The sequence below is a fragment of the Pseudomonas sp. KCJK9058 genome, assembly GCF_046230975.1.
Taxonomy (GTDB): domain Bacteria; phylum Pseudomonadota; class Gammaproteobacteria; order Pseudomonadales; family Pseudomonadaceae; genus Aquipseudomonas; species Aquipseudomonas alloputida.
In genome coordinates this window covers 80,950-98,259 of the sequence record NZ_JBJJLR010000003.1, presented here as the reverse complement: position 1 = coordinate 98,259, position 17,310 = coordinate 80,950, and the positions used below count along the sequence as shown (strand labels likewise).

Here is a 17,310-nt window from a genome sequence, read left to right as displayed (position 1 = left end):
ATTCATCGGATGATTGGTTGAGTGACATGAATACAGAGCTGACCAAGCGTTCCCTGGTGGAGTTGGCGGTAGAGCGCATGCGCGAATGCATCGTGCTGGGCGATTGGCAGGTCGGCCAGCGCCTGCCTACCGAGCCAGAGCTTGCCTTGCAACTGGGCATTAGCCGTAACACGGTGCGTGAGGCCATGCGCGTGCTGGCGTTCAGTGGCCTGGTGGAAATTCGCCAGGGAGACGGCAGCTACCTGCGCACTGCCCAGGACCCGCTGCAGGCGGTGCACGCGATGTCCCGATGTACGCTCGAGCAGGCCCGCGAGACCCGCCATATCCTCGAGGCGGAGGCCATCGGCCTGGCGGCTTTGCGTCGTAACGATGCCGACCTGCAAGCGCTAAAGGATGCCCTGGAAGGCAGTGCCGGGCACTTTCACGGCGATGTCGATACCTATGTCGCCTGCGATCTGGTCTTCCACCAGCGGCTGGTCGATGCCGCCCACAACCCGGCATTGAGCGAGCTGTACCGTTACTTCTCCGGGGTCGTGGCTGCCGCTCTGCAACACAATATGGCCACCGTTCCGCGCTGCCAGGCCACGTTCGACTTGCATGGGCAGATCCTCGACGCCATCGAGCAACGTGACGCTGAACGGGCCAAGCGCCTGAGCCGTACCCTCATTGAATCCTGACACCGAGAAGGCCATGGCTGAATCCATCACCCGTAATACCCCATCGAACGAGCGGGATCTCGATGAGCTGCTGATCGACGCTGAAGCTGACGACGAACAGGTCCAGCAACAGGCTGTGGTGTTGCGGCGGCCCTGGCTGTTGCTGCTGGGCCTGGTGCTGGTGGCCTTGAACCTGCGCCCGGCATTGTCGAGCATGGCGCCGGTGCTGGGCCAAGTATCTGAAGGCTTGGGGCTGAATGCTTCGCAGGCGGGCTTGCTGACCACCTTGCCGGTGCTCTGCCTGGGCCTGTTTGCTCCCTTGGCGCCAGTGCTGGCGCGGCGCTTTGGCAGCGAGCGGGTGATTCTTGGGATCCTCGTCACCCTGGCGCTTGGCCTCGTGGTACGAAGTACCTTTGGGGCTGTCGGGGTGTTCCTCGGCAGCCTGATGGCAGGGGCCAGCATCGGCATTATCGGCGTATTGTTGCCAGGTATCGTCAAGCGCGACTTTCCGCAACACGCTGGCACGCTGACCGGTGTATACACCATGGCATTATGCTTGGGCGCGGCCATGGCCGCGGGTGCCACCGTGCCGTTGGCCCAGCATTTCGACGGCAGCTGGGCACTAGGGTTGGGCTTCTGGGTGCTGCCGGCTTTGCTGGCCATGCTGGTGTGGCTGCCACAGGCCCGTCAGGGGCATGGGCTGCACAGGGTGGCCTATCGCGTGCGAGGCTTGTGGCGTGACCCACTGGCCTGGCAGGTGACCCTGTATATAGGCCTGCAGTCATCACTGGCCTACATCGTGTTCGGTTGGTTGCCATCGATCCTGATCGGTCGCGGCCTCAGCCCTACCGAGGCAGGGCTGGTGCTGTCGGGGTCGGTAATCGTGCAGTTGATCAGCTCGCTCAGTGCCCCCTGGCTGGCCACCCGCGGCAAGGACCAGCGGCTGGCAATCGTGCTGGTCATGTCAGGTACGCTGGCGGGGCTGTTCGGTTGCCTGTATGCGCCACTTTCCGGGTTGTGGGGGTGGGCCATTGTGCTGGGCCTGGGGCAGGGCGGTACCTTTGCCCTGGCGCTGACCTTGATCGTGCTGCGCTCGAAAGATGCCCACGTGGCGGCGAACTTGTCGAGCATGGCCCAAGGGGTGGGTTATACCCTGGCCTCGATGGGGCCTTTCGCGGTGGGCCTGGTGCATGACCTGACCGGCGGCTGGGCGGCATTGGGTTGGATTTTTGCGGTACTGGGCGTTGGCGCCGTCGTGTTCGGGCTGGGTGCCGGGCGGGCACTGCAGGTGCAGGTGACCTGCGAAAAAGTCTGAGGCCTGTTTTTGCAGTACCGTCCTCTTGCCTGCCAAGAGGACGGGACTGGCATAAGCCATCGGGGCAGATTATCGTGCAGTTTTCGAACCTAGGACGGACAAGCCCACAATGAGCGATGCCAACCGCGCCCTGATTACCCGTTTCTACCAGGCTTTCCAGCGCCTGGATGCCGACGCCATGCTGGCCTGCTACAGCAGCGATATCGTTTTCAGCGACCCGGTGTTCGGCACCCTGCGCGGCAAGGACGCAGGCGATATGTGGCGGATGCTCACCACCCGCGCCAAGAACTTCACCCTGACATTCGACAGCATACGTGCAGATGAGCACAGTGGCAGCGCGCACTGGGTGGCTACCTACCTGTTCAGCCAGACCGGCCGTGTTGTGGTCAACGATATCCAGGCACGCTTTGTCATGCGTGATGGGCTGATTTGCCAGCATGACGATACCTTTGACCTGTGGCGCTGGTCGCGGCAAGCGTTGGGTGTTCCTGGAATGCTGCTGGGGTGGTCGCCGCTGATGCAGAACAAGGTCCGCCTGCAGGCATTCAAGGGGTTGCGCGCATTCCAGCAGGCCCAGGGTGAGTGAAGTCGTCGAACCTGCCGTTGGTAAGCCCTGGTTTGTCTATCTGGTAAGGGCAGCCAATGGCTCGTTGTATTGCGGCATCAGCGATGACCCGCAGCGTCGGTTCGCCGCGCATCAGAAAGGGCAGGGCGCCCGCTATTTCAAGACCAGCCCGGCCCAGGCGCTGGTGTACGTGGAGCAGTGGCCGGACAAGGGCGCGGCGCTGCGCCAGGAGCGGTTGGTGAAGCGGCTGCGCAAGTCAGCGAAGGAGGCACTGGTGGCCTCCTTTGGCGGCTTGGGGGAAATCAGTCCTTGCGGCGCTTCAGCTGATCCACCAAGGTTGTCGGCAGCCCCTTGATGATCAAGGTCCCCGCCGCTTCGTCATACTCCACCTTGTCCCCCAGCAAATGTGCCTCGAAGCTGATCGACAGCCCCTCGGCACGCCCGGTGAAACGGCGGAACTGGTTGAGGGTGCGTTTGTCAGCAGGAATTTCCGGCGACAGGCCGTAGTCCTTGTTGCGGATGTGGTCGTAGAACGCTTTGGGGCGGTCCTCGTCGATCAGGCTGGACAGCTCTTCAAGCGTCACCGGCTCGCCCAGCTTGGTCTGGGTGGTGGCGTACTCGACCAGGGTCTGGGTCTTTTCGCGGGCGGATTCTTCCGGCAGGTCTTCGCTTTCGACAAAATCGCTGAAGGCCTTGAGCAGGGTACGCGTTTCGCCCGGGCCGTCGACGCCTTCCTGGCAGCCGATGAAGTCGCGGAAGTAATCCGACACCTTCTTGCCGTTCTTGCCCTTGATGAACGAAATATACTGCCTGGAGTTCTGGTTGTTCTTCCATTCCGACAGGTTGATGCGTGCTGCCAGGTGCAGCTGGCCCAGGTCGAGATGACGGGAAGGGGTCACGTCGAGCTCGGCATTCACCGCCACGCCTTCGCTATGGTGCAGCAGGGCGATCGCCAGGTACTCGGTCATGCCTTGCTGATAGTGGGCAAACAGGATGTGGCCGCCGGTGGACAGGTTGGACTCTTCCATCAGCTTCTGCAGATGCTCGACAGCCACGCGGCTGAAGGCGGTGAAGTCCTTTTCCCCCTCCAGGTACTGCTTCAGCCAGCCGCTCAGCGGGTAGGCGCCCGATTCGCCGTGGAAAAAGCCCCAGGCCTTGCCTTGCTTGGCGTTATAGCTGTCATTGAGGTCGGCCAGGAGGTTTTCGATGGCATCGGAGGCAGCCAGTTCGGAGTCGCGAGCATGCAGCACGGCGGGGCTGCCATCGGGCTTTTTGTCGATCAGGTGAACGATGCAATGACGGATTGGCATGGAATTCTCGGCGAGCTGCAAAAGTTGCCAAGTTTAACCTAGACCTGAGGTGATGCAGTGGCCGTATGTTGGCAGATATGTCGGTTGTTCGTTTTTTGTTCAATTTTGTGTGTTTTCAGCTGAAACCCCCGAAAAACCTGCATTTAATCAAAGTGCGAAGCGGATATTTATCCATTCCTGTGGTAGTTTTGCGCGGTCTTGCGCCCCTCGTGTGCGCATTGCTGGCAGCATGCTGTCGTCGTGTCGAACCAAACGCCGATTTTCGTATCTACATACGCAATTGGCGCGGCCCTCCATTTCAAGGGGCTGGCCCGATAACGTCGTAGTCCGCTGCATAACCATCGAATTTGATAGGGAAGGAACACCACCATGGCATTGACCAAAGACCAACTGATTGCCGACATCGCCGAATCGATCGCCGCGCCAAAAGCCACCGCCAAGAACGCTCTGGAGCAACTGGGCCAGATCGTTGCCGACCAACTGGAAAACGGCGCTGAAATCACTCTGCCAGGCATCGGCAAGCTGAAAGTCTCCGAGCGTCCTGCCCGTACCGGCCGCAACCCTTCGACTGGCGCTGCCATCGAAATCGCTGCCAAGAAAGTCGTCAAGTTCGTTCCAGCCAAAGTGCTGACCGACGCTATCAACAAGTAATTGTTGTTTTGACGAAACCGCGCCCGGCTTGCCCGGGCGCGGTTTTTTCATGCCTGTGATTTACGCTGGGCGTGCCAGGCCTGGCGTGCGGCGTTGTCATGGAAGCTCCAGGCGACCATGCGGCTCTGTTTCTGACCCTGGCCCATCTCGATGATGCGCACGGCCTTGGCGCCGGACTTCTTCAACGCGGCCTCGATGCCCGGCAGGTTGCTGGCCTTGGACACCAGGCTGGTGAACCACAGCACCCGTTCGGCGTACTGCACGCTTTCGCCAATCAACTGGGTGACAAAGCGGATTTCGCCACCTTCGCACCACAGTTCATTGTTCTGGCCACCGAAGTTCAGCACCGGCAGCTTGCGTTTGGGGTCCTGTTTGCCGAGGTTCTTCCATTTGCGCTGGCTGCCGCGGGTGGCTTCGTCGCGTGAGGCATGGAAGGGCGGGTTGCACAGGGTCAGGTCAAAGCGTTCGCCCTCCTGCAGCAGGCCGCTGAGGATGTGCGCTCGGTTGGCCTGCTGGCGCAGGGTAATGGCTTTGCCCAGGCCATTGGCCTGGACGATAGCCTTGGCCGAGGCCAGAGCCACGGGGTCGATGTCTGAACCGAGGAAGCGCCAGCGGTAGTCGCTGTGGCCCAGCAGTGGATAGATGCAGTTGGCCCCCACGCCGACGTCCAGCGCACGCACTTGGGCGCCCCTTGGGACGTCGCCAGCATTGTCATCGGCCAACAGGTCGGCGGCTACGTGGATGTAGTCGGCACGGCCAGGAATGGGCGGGCACAGGTAATCGGCTGGGATGTCCCAGTGCTGGATGCCGTACTGGGCCTTGAGCAGTGCACGGTTGAACACGCGGACGGCTTCGGGGTTGGCAAAGTCGATGCTGGGCTTGCCGTGGGGGTTGGTGATGGTGAAACGGGCCAGGTCAGGGTGGGCCTTGATCAGGCTGGGGAAGTCGTAGCGACCCTGGTGGCGGTTGCGCGGGTGCAGGGTGGGTTTGTTCGGGGTCATGGCAGTGTCCAGCCCTATACGAGCGGTGGCTTGAAGAACCTGGGGCTGCTACGCAGCCCTTTCGCGACACAAGGCCGCTCCCACAGGGGGGGCGCCTTGAAGGTTGGCGCCGTCCTGTGGGAGCGGCCTTGTGTCGCGAAAGGGCCGTGCAGCGGCCCCAACGGTCTCTCTAGTGATTACAGCGCTGCAATCCGCGCATGCTGCTCGGTGAAGTTGGCCAGGGCCTGTTCGGACTCGGCCAGCTTGGCGCGTTCCTTCTCGATCACCGCAGGCGGGGCCTTGTCGACGAAGGCTGCGTTGGACAGCTTGCCGCCAACACGTTGCACTTCACCTTGCAGACGCTGGATTTCCTTGTTCAGGCGCGCCAGCTCGGCATCCTTGTCGATCAGCCCGGCCATTGGCACCAGCACTTGCAGGTCACCGACCAGGGCGGTAGCGGACAGCGGCGCTTCGTCGGCATCACCCAGTACGGTGAACGACTCGACCTTGGCCAGCTTCTTGAGCAGCGCTTCGTTTTCCTGCAGGCGGCGCTGGTCGTCGGCGTTGGCGTTCTTCAGGAACAGCGGCAGCGGCTTGCCGGGGCCGATGTTCATTTCGGCGCGAATATTACGCAGGCCGACCATCAACTCTTTCAGCCACTCGATGTCGCCTTCGGCGGCGGCGTCAATGCGCGCTTCGTTGGCCACTGGCCATGGCTGCAGCATGATGGTCTTGCCGTCGATGCCGGCCAGCGGCGCAATGCGCTGCCAGATTTCTTCGGTGATGAACGGCATGAACGGATGCGCAAGACGCAGTGCCACCTCCAGCACGCGCACCAAGGTGCGGCGGGTGCCACGGGCGCGCTCTACCGGGGCGTTTTCGTCCCACAGTACCGGTTTGGACAGCTCCAGGTACCAGTCGCAGTACTGGTTCCAGATGAACTCGTACAGCGCCTGGCTGGCCAGGTCGAAGCGGAACTGCTCCAGCTGGCGGGTTACTTCGGCTTCGGTACGCTGAAGTTGCGAGATGATCCAGCGATCTGCCAGCGACAGCTCGTAGGCTTCGCCGTTCTGGCCGCAGTCTTCACCCTTGTCCAGCACGTAGCGGGCTGCGTTCCAGATCTTGTTGCAGAAGTTGCGGTAGCCTTCGACGCGGCCCATGTCGAACTTGATGTCGCGGCCTGTCGAGGCCAGCGAGCAGAAGGTGAAGCGCAGGGCGTCGGTGCCGTAGCTGGCAATACCTTCGGGGAACTCGGCCTTGGTCTGCTTGGCGATCTTCTCGGCAAGCTTGGGCTGCATCATGCCGCTGGTGCGTTTTTCCAGCAGGGCGTCGAGGGTAATGCCGTCGACGATGTCCAGCGGGTCCAGCACGTTGCCCTTGGACTTGGACATCTTCTGGCCCTGGCCGTCACGTACCAGGCCGTGCACGTACACGGTCTTGAACGGTACCTGCGGGGTGCCGTCTTCGTTCTTGATCAGGTGCATGGTCAGCATGATCATGCGCGCAACCCAGAAGAAGATGATGTCGAAGCCAGTCACCAGCACGTCGGTGGAGTGGAACTTCTTGAGGAATTCGGTCTGCTCCGGCCAGCCCAGGGTGGAGAATGTCCACAGGCCCGAGCTGAACCAGGTGTCGAGTACGTCGTCATCCTGACGCAGGACCACGTCGGCGCCCAGCTTGTGCTTGGCGCGCACTTCTTCCTCGTTGCGGCCAACGTAGACCTGGCCGGCCTCGTCGTACCACGCAGGAATGCGGTGGCCCCACCACAGTTGGCGGCTGATGCACCAGTCCTGGATATCGCGCATCCAGGAGAAGTACATGTTCTCGTATTGCTTGGGCACGAACTGGATACGGCCATCTTCCACGGCGGCGATGGCAGGCTCTGCCAGCGGCTTGGTGGAAACGTACCACTGGTCGGTCAGCCACGGCTCGATGACCGTGCCGGAACGGTCGCCTTTCGGTACTTTCAGGGCGTGGTCGTCGATGCTGACCAGCAGGCCCTGGGCGTCCAGGTCGGCGACGATCTGCTTGCGCGCGACAAAGCGGTCAAGGTTGGCGTACTGGGCCGGCAGTTGGGTGTCGACCTGCTCGTTAACGCTGCCGTCGAGGTTGAAGGCCTGGGCGCTGGCCAGCACGAAGGCGTTCTTGTCGAAGATATTCAGCAGCGGCAGGTTATGACGCTTGCCGACTTCGTAGTCGTTGAAGTCGTGGGCCGGGGTGATCTTCACGCAACCGGTACCGAACTCGGGGTCGCAGTAGTCATCGGCGATGATCGGGATGCGACGGCCGACCAATGGCAGTTCGACGAATTTGCCGATCAGTGCCTGGTAGCGTTCGTCGTTCGGGTTGACGGCCACGGCAGCGTCACCCAGCAGGGTTTCCGGACGCGTGGTGGCAACTACCAGGTAGTCCTGGCCTTCGGCGGTCTTGGCGCCGTCGGCCAGCGGGTAGCGCAGGTTCCACAGGTGGCCTTTCTCGTCGTGGTTTTCCACTTCGAGGTCGGAGATGGCCGTGTGCAGCTTGGTGTCCCAGTTGACCAGGCGCTTGCCGCGGTAGATAAGGCCGTCTTCATGCAGGCGCACGAACGCTTCTTTAACCGCTTCGGAGAGGCCGTCGTCCATGGTGAAGCGCTCGCGGCTCCAGTCTACCGATGAGCCCAGGCGGCGAATCTGGCGGCTGATGTTGCCGCCGGACTGATCCTTCCATTCCCAGACTTTTTCCAGGAACTTTTCGCGGCCCAGGTCATGACGGTTCTGGCCTTTGGCTTCAAGTTGGCGCTCGACCAGCATCTGCGTGGCGATACCCGCGTGATCGGTACCCGGCTGCCACAGGGTGTCGCGGCCTTGCATGCGGCGGAAACGGATCAGGGCGTCCATGATCGCGTTGTTGAACCCGTGGCCCATGTGCAGGCTGCCGGTTACGTTCGGCGGCGGGATCATGATGGTGTAGGACTCGCCTGCACCTTGTGGAGCGAAATAGTTCTCGGACTCCCAGGTGTTGTACCAGGAAGTTTCGATGGCGTGCGGCTGGTAGGTCTTATCCATGCGCGGCGGGACCCTGTGCATTTATTCGGGAAAGCCGGGAAGTATAACCAAGCTGGGGGCCGCAGGCGACACCGTTGCCCGGTTCTACTCGGAACGCTTGATCAGCCGCTCGATCCGCGCATCCAGCCGGCGCTTGATTTCGTTCTCGATATGCGGGGTAAAGTCGTTGATCACGTCCTGCATGATCATCTGCGCTGCGGCGCGCAGCTCGCTTTCCAGGTGCAGCAGGGTGTCCTGGCGGCGGGTCTGCGGGTCGTCCTCGGGTTCGGCAGCTACAGGTTCGGCGGGCGCCGCGGGGTCGCTGGCGGCTTCGTCCAGCAGCAACGGAATCTGCTCTACCGTCTCGGTGAGCAGCGGCGGTTGCAGGTCGGCGTCGCCAAGCAGCTGACGGATCGACTCGAGGTCATCGAGCAGATGGGCGGAATCGGGCAAAGGGGAGGGCTTGTCCATCGTCGTTAAAGTCGCTGTAAGCGGTGGTCTTGCAGAGCATAGCCCTGTTCGCGGTAGAAACGGAATCGCTCACGGGCTGATTGGCGGATAGCCGGCTCTTCAACAACGATTTCGGCCACCCGCTCGAACTGCCCGACAAAGCCCGGCACGCTGGCGCCGAGGTTGATCAGCAGGCCGTGGTGCTCGCCGGCGTTGTCAGCCAGGCCCAGAACCACGTCAGCATCGGCATGCACCTCGGCGAGGTCGTGGGGCACGAAGGCCTCGCCCTTGAAGCGCCATAAGCGTTGGTCCAGTTCACTGCGCTGTGCTGCATCTTGGCAGTGCAGATAGACCCGATGGCCAAGGCGCCAGGCCTTCTCGCACAGCTTGCAGGCGAAATCGAGCCGCGCCGACAGCGAGTCGGTGGGCAGAATGTAGAAGTCGACTTTGCTCATGGTGGGAATCGCCGGCCGGTGGCGCGCAAGGCACCACCGGCTTCACGGCTTCAGGCGCCAGCGCGGTCCAGCAGGTACTGGGTCAACAGAGGTACCGGGCGGCCAGTGGCGCCCTTGTCCTTGCCGCCACTGACCCAGGCGGTGCCGGCGATGTCCATGTGCGCCCAGTTGTAGGCTTTGGCAAAGCGCGACAGGAAGCAACCCGCGGTGATCGTACCGGCCTTCGGCCCACCGATGTTGCCCATGTCGGCGAACGGGCTGTCCAGCTGCTCCTGGTATTCATCGAACAGCGGCAGCTGCCAGGCACGGTCGTCGGCGCGCTTGCCGGCATCGAGCAACTGCCCGACCAGGTCGTCGTTATTGCCCATCAGGCCGGAGGTGTGGCTGCCCAGGGCGACGATGCAGGCGCCGGTCAGGGTGGCGATGTCGATCACCGCCTGCGGCTTGAAGCGCTCGGCGTAGGTCAGGGTGTCGCACAGCACCAGGCGGCCTTCAGCGTCGGTGTTGAGGATTTCCACGGTCTGACCGCTCATGGTGGTGACGATGTCACCTGGGCGGGTGGCGCCGCCGCTTGGCATGTTCTCGGCGCAGGCCAGCAGGCACACCAGGTTGATCGGCAGCTGCAGCTCGAGCACTGCACGCAGGGTGCCGAACACGCTGGCGGCGCCGCACATGTCGTACTTCATTTCATCCATGCCGGCGCCTGGCTTGAGGCTGATGCCGCCGGTGTCGAAGGTAATGCCTTTACCCACCAGCACGAATGGCTTGTCGGCCTTTTTGCCGCCCTGGTAATTGAGCACGATCAGGCGTGGCGGCTGGTCGCTGCCCTGGCCCACGGCGTAGAACGCGCCCATGCCCAGGTCCTTGATCTTTTTCTCGTCCAGCACTTCAACCTTGAGGGCCTTGTGCGCCTTGCCCAGTTCCTTGGCCTGTTCGGCCAGGAAGCTTGGGTGGCAAAGGTTGGGTGGCAGGTTGCCGAGGTCACGGGTGAAGGCCATGCCGCTGGCGATGGCGCTGGCATGCTTGACCGCACGCTCGACTTCGGCCTGGCCGGCTTTGTCGGCCAGCAGGGTGACCTTTTTCAGCGCACGCGGCTCGGCTTTCTGGCTTTTGAAACGGTCGAACACATATTCGCCGTCCAGCAGGGTTTCGGCCAGCAGGCGGTATTTGCCGTAATGGGCGTCGCGGTTGCTGACCGCGATATCGTCCAGGGCCAGTACTGCGTCAGCGCCGTTCAGGCCCTTGAGCACGCCAGCGACACTGGCCACCAGTTTGCGCCAGGCGCGGTCGCCCAAGGCTTCTTCCTTGCCGCTACCCACCAGCAGCACGCGCTCGGCCTTCAGGCCCGGGAGGTTCTGTAGCAGCAGGGTCTGGCCCGGCTTGCCGGCCAGGTCGCCGCGCTTGAGCACGGCGCTGATGGCGCCTTCGCTGGCCTGGTCGACAGCCTTGGCAACAGCGCCGAGCTTGCGGTTTTCACCTACCGGAAGTACCAGTGTGGCGGTTTTTACGGATGCAGCAGCTACGCTTTTTACAACCAGTTCCATGTCAGGATCCCCGAATGATCGATACGAATGGCGCTGTGTGTTCCAGCGCTCTGGACGGGCCTGGCCGCGTCGTCGCGCACCAGCGGAAAAGCTGCCAGTTTGAGCCTGTGGCAAGCGTGCTGACAACCCCGTTGTGCACCTTCGTACGCGGCCAAGTGACAGGGGCGGTCAATCACAGGATAATGCGCGCACTTTACATGGAGGTTCGCCTTTGGCGAACCGGCATTGGTCTTGGATGTACTAAGTCATTGTTTGGCGCCATTGCATGGCAGTCCGCCCTGACAACCCAGGAGTGTCTGGTTTGATCGTCTTTCGTTATCTGTCCCGCGAGGTCCTGGTCACCTTGAGCGCCGTCAGCGCTGTGCTGTTGGTGATCATCATGAGCGGGCGCTTCATCAAGTACCTGGCCCAGGCTGCCCAGGGCGTGCTCGACCCTGGCGTGTTGTTCCTGATCATGGGCTTCCGCTTGCCAGGCTTCCTGCAACTGATCCTGCCTCTGGGGCTGTTCCTCGGCATCCTCCTGGCTTACGGGCGCCTGTACCTGGAAAGTGAGATGACCGTGCTGTCGGCCACTGGCATGAGCCAGCAGCGCCTGCTGGGCATGACCATGGCGCCGGCTGCCCTGGTTGCCCTGCTGGTGGCCTGGCTGAGCCTGAGCCTGGCCCCGCTGGGCGTGGCCCAGGTGCAGCAGATCATCAGCCAGCAGGATGCCCTGACCGAGTTCGACACCTTGGTGCCGGGCCGCTTCCAGACCTTGCGTGATGGCTCGCGGGTAACCTACACCGAGCAATTGTCGGATGACCGCATCAACCTGGGCGGGGTGTTCATCTCCGAGAAGCGCTTCAATCAGGACAAGACCAAGGACCGCGCCCCCTCGGTGCTGGTCGCCGAGAAGGGCCACCAGGAAATCCAGGCCGACGGCAACCGCTACCTGGTGCTGGAAAACGGTTACCGCTACGACGGCAACCCGGGCCAGGCCGACTACCGCGCCATCAAATATGACACCTACGGCGTGCTGCTGCCCAAGCCGGAAGTCGCCGAGGAAGTGACCGAGCGCGAAGCTATTCCCACCGTCGAACTGATCGGCAAGGAGGGCCTGCGTGAGCGCGCCGAGCTGCAATGGCGGCTGTCGCTGCCGATCCTGGTGTTCGTCGTCACCCTGCTGGCGGTGCCGCTGTCGCGGGTCAACCCGCGCCAGGGCCGTTTCCTCAAGCTGCTGCCGGCAATTCTTCTGTACATGGCCTACCTGACAATGCTGATTTCCGTACGCGGCGCCCTCGAGAAGGGCAAACTGCCGATCGCCCTGGGCATGTGGTGGGTACACGGCTTGTTCCTGCTGATTGGCCTTGGCCTGATGTATTGGGAGCCGCTGCGCCTCAAACGTGCCGCCCGCCGTGCGGAGGTGGCCCATGGCTAAGCTCGATCGCTACATCGGCCAGAGCGTGCTGCTGGCCATCCTGGCCGTGCTGGGGATCATCCTCGGCCTGGCTTCGCTTTTCGCCTTCATCGATGAGATGGGCGACCTGAGTGACACCTATACGGTGCTGGAGGCAGGCAACTTTGTCCTGCTTACCGCACCTCGGCGGCTGTATGAAATGCTGCCAATGGCCGCCCTGATCGGTTGCCTGATCGGCCTGGGCAGTCTGGCCAGCAGCAGCGAGCTGACCATCATGCGTGCGGCCGGCGTGTCCATCGGTCGTATCGTCTGGGCGGTGATGAAACCCATGCTGGTGCTGATGCTGGTGGGGCTGCTGATTGGCGAATATGTGGCACCGGTGACCGAGAACAAGGCTCAGGCCGACCGTTCCCTGGCCCAAGGTGGTGGTGAAGCACAAAGTTCCAAACGTGGCATGTGGCACCGCCAGGGCGAGGAGTATGTGCACATCAACGCCGTACAGCCCAATGGCCTGCTGCTGGGTGTGACGCGCTACCGCTTCGACAGCGAGCGCAAGATTGTCACCTCGAGCTTTGCCCGCCGTGCGCAGTACCAGAACGACCACTGGCTGCTCGCTGATGTGCGTACCACCTATTTCCGTGGCGACCACACCGAGGTGGTCAACGCGCCGGAGGAGCGCTGGGATGTTTCGCTCACCCCAGAACTGCTCAATACCGTGATCCTCGCGCCGGAGTCGCTTTCGATTACCGGCTTGTGGGACTACATCCACTACCTGTCTGACCAGGGCCTGAACAACTCCCGATATTGGCTGGCATTCTGGACCAAGGTGCTGCAGCCGATGGTAACGGCGGCCCTGGTGCTGATGGCGATTTCGTTCATCTTTGGCCCGCTGCGTTCGGTTACCCTTGGTCAGCGCGTGTTCACGGGTGTGCTGGTGGGCTTCGTGTTTCGCATTGGCCAGGACCTGCTCGGGCCTTCGAGCCAGGTATTCGGCTTCCCACCGCTGCTGGCGGTGGTGATACCGGCGGGCATCTGTGCCTTGGCCGGTGTGTGGTTGTTGCGCCGGGCAGGGTAATAGCCAGAGCTGCACAAGAAAGCCGACCTCAGGGTCGGCTTTTTCATGGCTGTTTATCTGGCCCGGCCCGTTCGCGGGTAAACCCGCGCCTACAGGTATCGCGCGGGCATCAGGAAAGGGCCCGAACCGGTAACGCCAATCCTCTGGCTCATTTCTTCTGTTTAGGTACCCGCACCAACTGGCTTTCCGAATAGATGTCATGCCAACCACGCTTGCGCTTGTCGATCAGCACCCAGAAAAAACCCAGCCCCAGGCACAGCCACGAGGCAATCGACACGACGAACCGCAAGAGCGCCTGCCACAGGCTGATGGCCGAGCCATCGGCATTCTGCACCCGAACGCCCCATACCTGCATACCCAGCGTCTGCCCACCGTGGGTCCAGAACTTGGCAAAGAAGCCGAACAGGGCAAACAGCAGTACCGTAGACAGCAATGGGTCGCCATCCAGTGCACCGGCCTCGGTCAGCTCGCGCATACGTGCTTCGCCGATGATCGACATCTGAATCATCTTGTAGGCGCCGGCGGTCACGATCAGCAGCGCGGTGCACAGTAGAAAGTCATAGAACATCGCTGCCAGGCGCCGGCCCAGGCCGACCGGCGGAAAATCTCCCTGGGGAGTGAGTAGAGGCTTGGACATGCAGGACGCTCCAAAAGACGAGCCCACTATTCTACGGGCAAAAAAAAGCCCCTGCACTTGGCAGGGGCTTTTCAAAGTCTGGCGCTGGATCAGACAGGTTGAACCTTGTCAGCCTGCATGCCTTTCTGGCCCTGGACTGCTTCGAAGGTGACTTGCTGGCCTTCTTTCAGGCTCTTGAAGCCGTTGCCTTCGATGGCGCGGAAGTGAACGAAAAGATCCGGACCGCTTTCTGGGGTGATGAAGCCGTAACCTTTTTCGTCATTGAACCACTTGACGGTACCCTTCTGACGCTCAGCCATTGTCTTATTTCCTATGAAACTTAAATTTTGATGACAGTTCTTTCGCACTTTTTTTGTAAGCGAAAGATTACTGGGCTGGGTTGCAGGAAAGTAAGAGACGTCGAACGGGTTGTAGCAAATCTCGGCTACTGGCCCAGGTCACGAACTGTTGCGACCCATGCAAACACAGTGCTGTGACTCTACGCCAACTGCCGAGCGAAAAACAAGCCCTTGGTCGTATGGAAAATTGACCGTTTGCCGACAACCGGCCGTTTGCGCGGAAACGGCATGGTGCCTGGCCTGGCGGTATGTTCAAAAGTTATTGGGGAGGTTCGAAAACGAATATCTCAAACCTGCCCCCAACCCTCACAAAGCAGTTTCAGCCACGGTAGTAACGTTGTGCTACGAAAGGCATTTTACTGACTTTCAAGGCAACCTTCTTGCCGCGCACGACAGCAAAAAGTGGCGTGTCGAGGGCGCTATGTTCACTATCGATATAACCCATTGCAACCGGTGCGCCGAGTGTCGGGCCAAATCCGCCGCTGCACACTTTGCCTACCGGTTTGTCGTTGGCATCTACTATATCCGCACCCTCACGTACTGGCGTGCGTTCTTGCGGCAACAGGCCGACACGTTTGCGCGCCACGCCATCGCGCTGTTGGGTGAAGATCGCCTCGGCGCCCGGGAAACCCGCAGCGCGTGCACCATCGGCACGGCGCACTTTGGAAATCGCCCACAGCAGGCTGGCTTCGATCGGCGTGGTCTCGCTGTTCATGTCGTGGCCATACAGGCACAGACCGGCTTCCAGGCGCAGCGAGTCACGAGCGCCCAAGCCTATCGGCTGGACTTCCGGCTCGGCCAGCAGGCGACGAGCGAGGGCCTCGGCTGCGTGGCCCGGTACCGAAATTTCGTAGCCGTCTTCGCCGGTGTAGCCCGAGCGGCTGACGAAGCAGTCCACCTCCAGCAGTGTTACTCGGCGGAACTGCATGAAGGTCATGCCGGCCACTTCTGGAGCCAGGCGTTCCAGCACCTTGACTGCAGCCGGGCCTTGCAGGGCGAGCAGGGCACGCTCCTCGAACAGCGGCTGCACCTCGCAACGGTTGCCAATGTGGGATTGCAGGTGAGCCAGGTCCTGCTCCTTGCAGGCGGCGTTGACTACCAGGAACAGGGTGTCGTCGCCCAGGTTGGCCACCATCAGGTCATCGAGAATGCCGCCTTGCTCATTGGTGAACATGGCATAACGCTGCATGCCCACCGGCAGGTCGATGATGTCCACCGGTACCAGGCTTTCCAGCGCCTTGGCGGCGTCAGCGCCACGCAGAACGATCTGGCCCATGTGCGAGACGTCGAACAGGCCGGCCTGCTCGCGGGTGTGCAGGTGTTCCTTGAGCACGCCCAGCGGGTACTGCACCGGCATGTCGTAGCCGGCGAACGGCACCATGCGTGCACCCAGTTCCAGGTGCAAGGCATGCAGTGGGGTCTTGAGCAGTGTTTCGGACATCGATGACTCCTTGCTGTCATTATTGGGTCAACATTCGATGATGTTGACGGCCAGGCCGCCACGGGCGGTCTCTTTGTATTTGCTTTTCATGTCGGCGCCGGTCTGGCGCATGGTGCGGATGACCTTGTCCAGCGACACGTAGTGCTGCCCGTCGCCGCGCAGGGCCATGCGTACCGCGTTGATGGCCTTCACCGAGCCCATGGCATTGCGCTCGATACAGGGCACCTGTACGAGGCCGCCGATCGGGTCGCAGGTCAGGCCCAGGTTGTGTTCCATGCCTATTTCGGCTGCGTTCTCCACCTGCTGCACGCTACCGCCCATCACTTCGCACAGCGCCCCGGCGGCCATCGAGCAGGCAACGCCGACCTCGCCCTGGCAGCCCACTTCGGCCCCGGAGATGGAGGCGTTCTCCTTGTACAGGATGCCGATGGCTGCGGCGGTGAGCAGAAAGCGCACCACCCCGTCCTCGCTGGCCCCCGGGACGAAGCGCATGTAGTAGTGAAGGACTGCCGGGACGATGCCCGCTGCGCCGTTGGTAGGGGCGGTGACCACACGACCGCCGTAGGCGTTTTCCTCGTTCACCGCCAAGGCGTAGAGGTTGACCCAGTCGAGCACAGACAGGGCGTCACGCAGGCTGGCTTCCGGGTGGCCGCTCAGTTGGCGGTACAGGGCCGGCGCGCGGCGTTTGACCTTGAGCCCTCCCGGTAATATGCCCTCATGCTGGCAACCTGCCGCGACGCAATCTTGCATCACCTGCCAGATGCGCAGCAGCCCGGCCCGGGTTTCTGCTTCTGGGCGCCAGGCGGTCTCGTTGGCCAGCATGACCTGGCTCACCGACAGGTCATGCGCGGTGCAGTGGCCGAGGAGCGCCTTGGCGGTCTTGAACGGATAGGCCAGCACCGTGGTGTCTTCGACGATGCGGTCATGGCCGGCAGCGTCCTCGTCGACCACGAAACCACCGCCTACCGAGTAATACTCGCGGCTTCGGATTTGCAGGCCTGCGTCGTCGAAGGCGCGAAATATCATGCCGTTGGGGTGGTAGTCCAACGGCTTGCGGATCATCGCCAGGTGCTGCTTTTCGATGAACGCAATGCTGTGTTCGCCCAGCAGGTTGATGCGTCCGCTGTCGCGGATGACCTGCAGGCGGGCGGGAATGCTGTCGGTGTCGATAATGTCCGGGTGTTCGCCTTCAAGGCCCAGCAGCACGGCTTTGTCACTGCCGTGGCCTTTGCCTGTGGCGCCCAGTGAGCCATACAGCTCGGCTTTGACGCTGGCGGTGCGGGCCAGCAGGCCGTCACGGCGCAGCCCTTCGGCAAACCGCGCAGCGGCGCGCATCGGGCCGACCGTGTGGGAGCTGGAGGGGCCGATGCCGATCTTGAACAGGTCGAAGACGCTCAGTGACATGTGGACCTCCTGCCAGGTTGTTGGGTGGACATTGAGCCCTGTAGGAGCGGGTTTACCCGCGAATGCGGCG

At 62.0% G+C, this 17,310-nt stretch carries 17 protein-coding genes; 7 read left to right on the top strand and 10 right to left on the bottom strand.

Annotation, left to right across the window (positions count from 1 at the left end):
- Window positions 1-26 precede the first annotated feature (26 nt).
- The 4 genes from ACK59Z_RS03485 to ACK59Z_RS03470 all read left to right on the top strand — a co-directional run bounded on the left by ACK59Z_RS03485 (window position 27) and on the right by ACK59Z_RS03470 (window position 2,891).
- Entirely contained in the window at window positions 27-677 is a 651-nt protein-coding gene (locus ACK59Z_RS03485) for a FadR/GntR family transcriptional regulator (RefSeq protein ID WP_019750563.1), read from the top strand.
- A gap of 13 nt (window positions 678-690) precedes the next feature.
- Window positions 691-1,971 carry a CynX/NimT family MFS transporter gene (locus ACK59Z_RS03480; RefSeq protein WP_409292418.1) on the top strand — a complete coding sequence of 427 codons (1,281 nt, stop codon included), beginning with the start codon at window positions 691-693 and terminating at the stop codon, window positions 1,969-1,971.
- A gap of 109 nt (window positions 1,972-2,080) precedes the next feature.
- Window positions 2,081-2,557: a nuclear transport factor 2 family protein gene (locus ACK59Z_RS03475; protein ID WP_003255111.1), complete on the top strand. Its 477-nt coding sequence runs from the start codon at window positions 2,081-2,083 to the stop codon at window positions 2,555-2,557.
- A complete protein-coding gene (locus ACK59Z_RS03470) occupies window positions 2,550-2,891 on the top strand; it encodes a GIY-YIG nuclease family protein (RefSeq protein WP_003255109.1) in 342 nt (113 codons plus the stop codon). The genes ACK59Z_RS03475 and ACK59Z_RS03470 overlap by 8 nt, the downstream gene beginning before the upstream one ends.
- Here ACK59Z_RS03470 and yejK read toward each other — a convergent pair.
- Entirely contained in the window at window positions 2,839-3,846 is a 1,008-nt protein-coding gene (yejK, locus tag ACK59Z_RS03465) for a nucleoid-associated protein YejK (protein WP_003255108.1), read from the bottom strand. The genes ACK59Z_RS03470 and yejK overlap by 53 nt on opposite strands.
- A 369-nt stretch (window positions 3,847-4,215) precedes the next feature.
- Here yejK and ACK59Z_RS03460 point away from each other — a divergent pair, with 369 nt between their 5' ends.
- Window positions 4,216-4,497, top strand: coding sequence for an HU family DNA-binding protein (locus tag ACK59Z_RS03460; protein ID WP_003255106.1), 282 nt, complete (start codon window positions 4,216-4,218; stop codon window positions 4,495-4,497).
- A 47-nt stretch (window positions 4,498-4,544) separates the two neighbouring features.
- Here the strand turns inward: ACK59Z_RS03460 and rlmF are convergent, their stop codons facing one another.
- From rlmF to ACK59Z_RS03435, 5 genes are all read right to left on the bottom strand, one after another.
- On the bottom strand, window positions 4,545-5,498 hold the full coding sequence (gene rlmF / locus ACK59Z_RS03455) for a 23S rRNA (adenine(1618)-N(6))-methyltransferase RlmF (RefSeq protein ID WP_003255105.1): 954 nt from the start codon (window positions 5,496-5,498) through the stop codon (window positions 4,545-4,547).
- 176 nt (window positions 5,499-5,674) lie between these two features.
- Window positions 5,675-8,521 (bottom strand): valine--tRNA ligase, encoded by a 2,847-nt coding sequence (locus ACK59Z_RS03450; RefSeq protein WP_003255103.1) that lies wholly within the window; start codon window positions 8,519-8,521, stop codon window positions 5,675-5,677.
- Between the two features lie 84 nt (window positions 8,522-8,605).
- A complete protein-coding gene (locus tag ACK59Z_RS03445; RefSeq protein ID WP_003255102.1) occupies window positions 8,606-8,971 on the bottom strand; it encodes a hypothetical protein in 366 nt (121 codons plus the stop codon).
- Window positions 8,972-8,976: 5 nt separating this feature from the next.
- Window positions 8,977-9,405 (bottom strand): DNA polymerase III subunit chi, encoded by a 429-nt coding sequence (locus ACK59Z_RS03440; RefSeq protein ID WP_003255100.1) that lies wholly within the window; start codon window positions 9,403-9,405, stop codon window positions 8,977-8,979.
- Between the two features lie 50 nt (window positions 9,406-9,455).
- Window positions 9,456-10,949, bottom strand: a complete 1,494-nt coding sequence (locus ACK59Z_RS03435; protein WP_004575656.1) for a leucyl aminopeptidase — start codon at window positions 10,947-10,949, stop codon at window positions 9,456-9,458.
- A gap of 301 nt (window positions 10,950-11,250) precedes the next feature.
- Here ACK59Z_RS03435 and lptF point away from each other — a divergent pair, with 301 nt between their 5' ends.
- Together lptF and lptG are read left to right on the top strand one after the other, a co-directional pair.
- Window positions 11,251-12,366, top strand: a complete 1,116-nt coding sequence (lptF, locus tag ACK59Z_RS03430; protein WP_003255096.1) for an LPS export ABC transporter permease LptF — start codon at window positions 11,251-11,253, stop codon at window positions 12,364-12,366.
- The gene (lptG, locus tag ACK59Z_RS03425; RefSeq protein WP_003255095.1) at window positions 12,359-13,420 is read left to right on the top strand and encodes an LPS export ABC transporter permease LptG; all 1,062 of its coding nucleotides are present in this window, start codon (window positions 12,359-12,361) and stop codon (window positions 13,418-13,420) included. Before lptF ends, lptG begins: the two co-directional genes overlap by 8 nt.
- A gap of 148 nt (window positions 13,421-13,568) precedes the next feature.
- Here lptG and ACK59Z_RS03420 read toward each other — a convergent pair whose 3' ends face one another.
- The 4 genes from ACK59Z_RS03420 to ACK59Z_RS03405 all read right to left on the bottom strand — a co-directional run bounded on the left by ACK59Z_RS03420 (window position 13,569) and on the right by ACK59Z_RS03405 (window position 17,240).
- The gene (locus ACK59Z_RS03420) at window positions 13,569-14,057 is read right to left on the bottom strand and encodes an RDD family protein (protein WP_003255094.1); all 489 of its coding nucleotides are present in this window, start codon (window positions 14,055-14,057) and stop codon (window positions 13,569-13,571) included.
- An 89-nt stretch (window positions 14,058-14,146) separates the two neighbouring features.
- A complete protein-coding gene (locus ACK59Z_RS03415; RefSeq protein WP_014589840.1) occupies window positions 14,147-14,356 on the bottom strand; it encodes a cold-shock protein in 210 nt (69 codons plus the stop codon).
- A gap of 358 nt (window positions 14,357-14,714) precedes the next feature.
- Window positions 14,715-15,836, bottom strand: coding sequence for a glycine cleavage system aminomethyltransferase GcvT (gene gcvT, locus ACK59Z_RS03410; protein WP_409292413.1), 1,122 nt, complete (start codon window positions 15,834-15,836; stop codon window positions 14,715-14,717).
- 27 nt (window positions 15,837-15,863) lie between these two features.
- Entirely contained in the window at window positions 15,864-17,240 is a 1,377-nt protein-coding gene (locus tag ACK59Z_RS03405; protein WP_004575653.1) for an L-serine ammonia-lyase, read from the bottom strand.
- Between the last annotated feature and the right edge of the window lie 70 nt (window positions 17,241-17,310).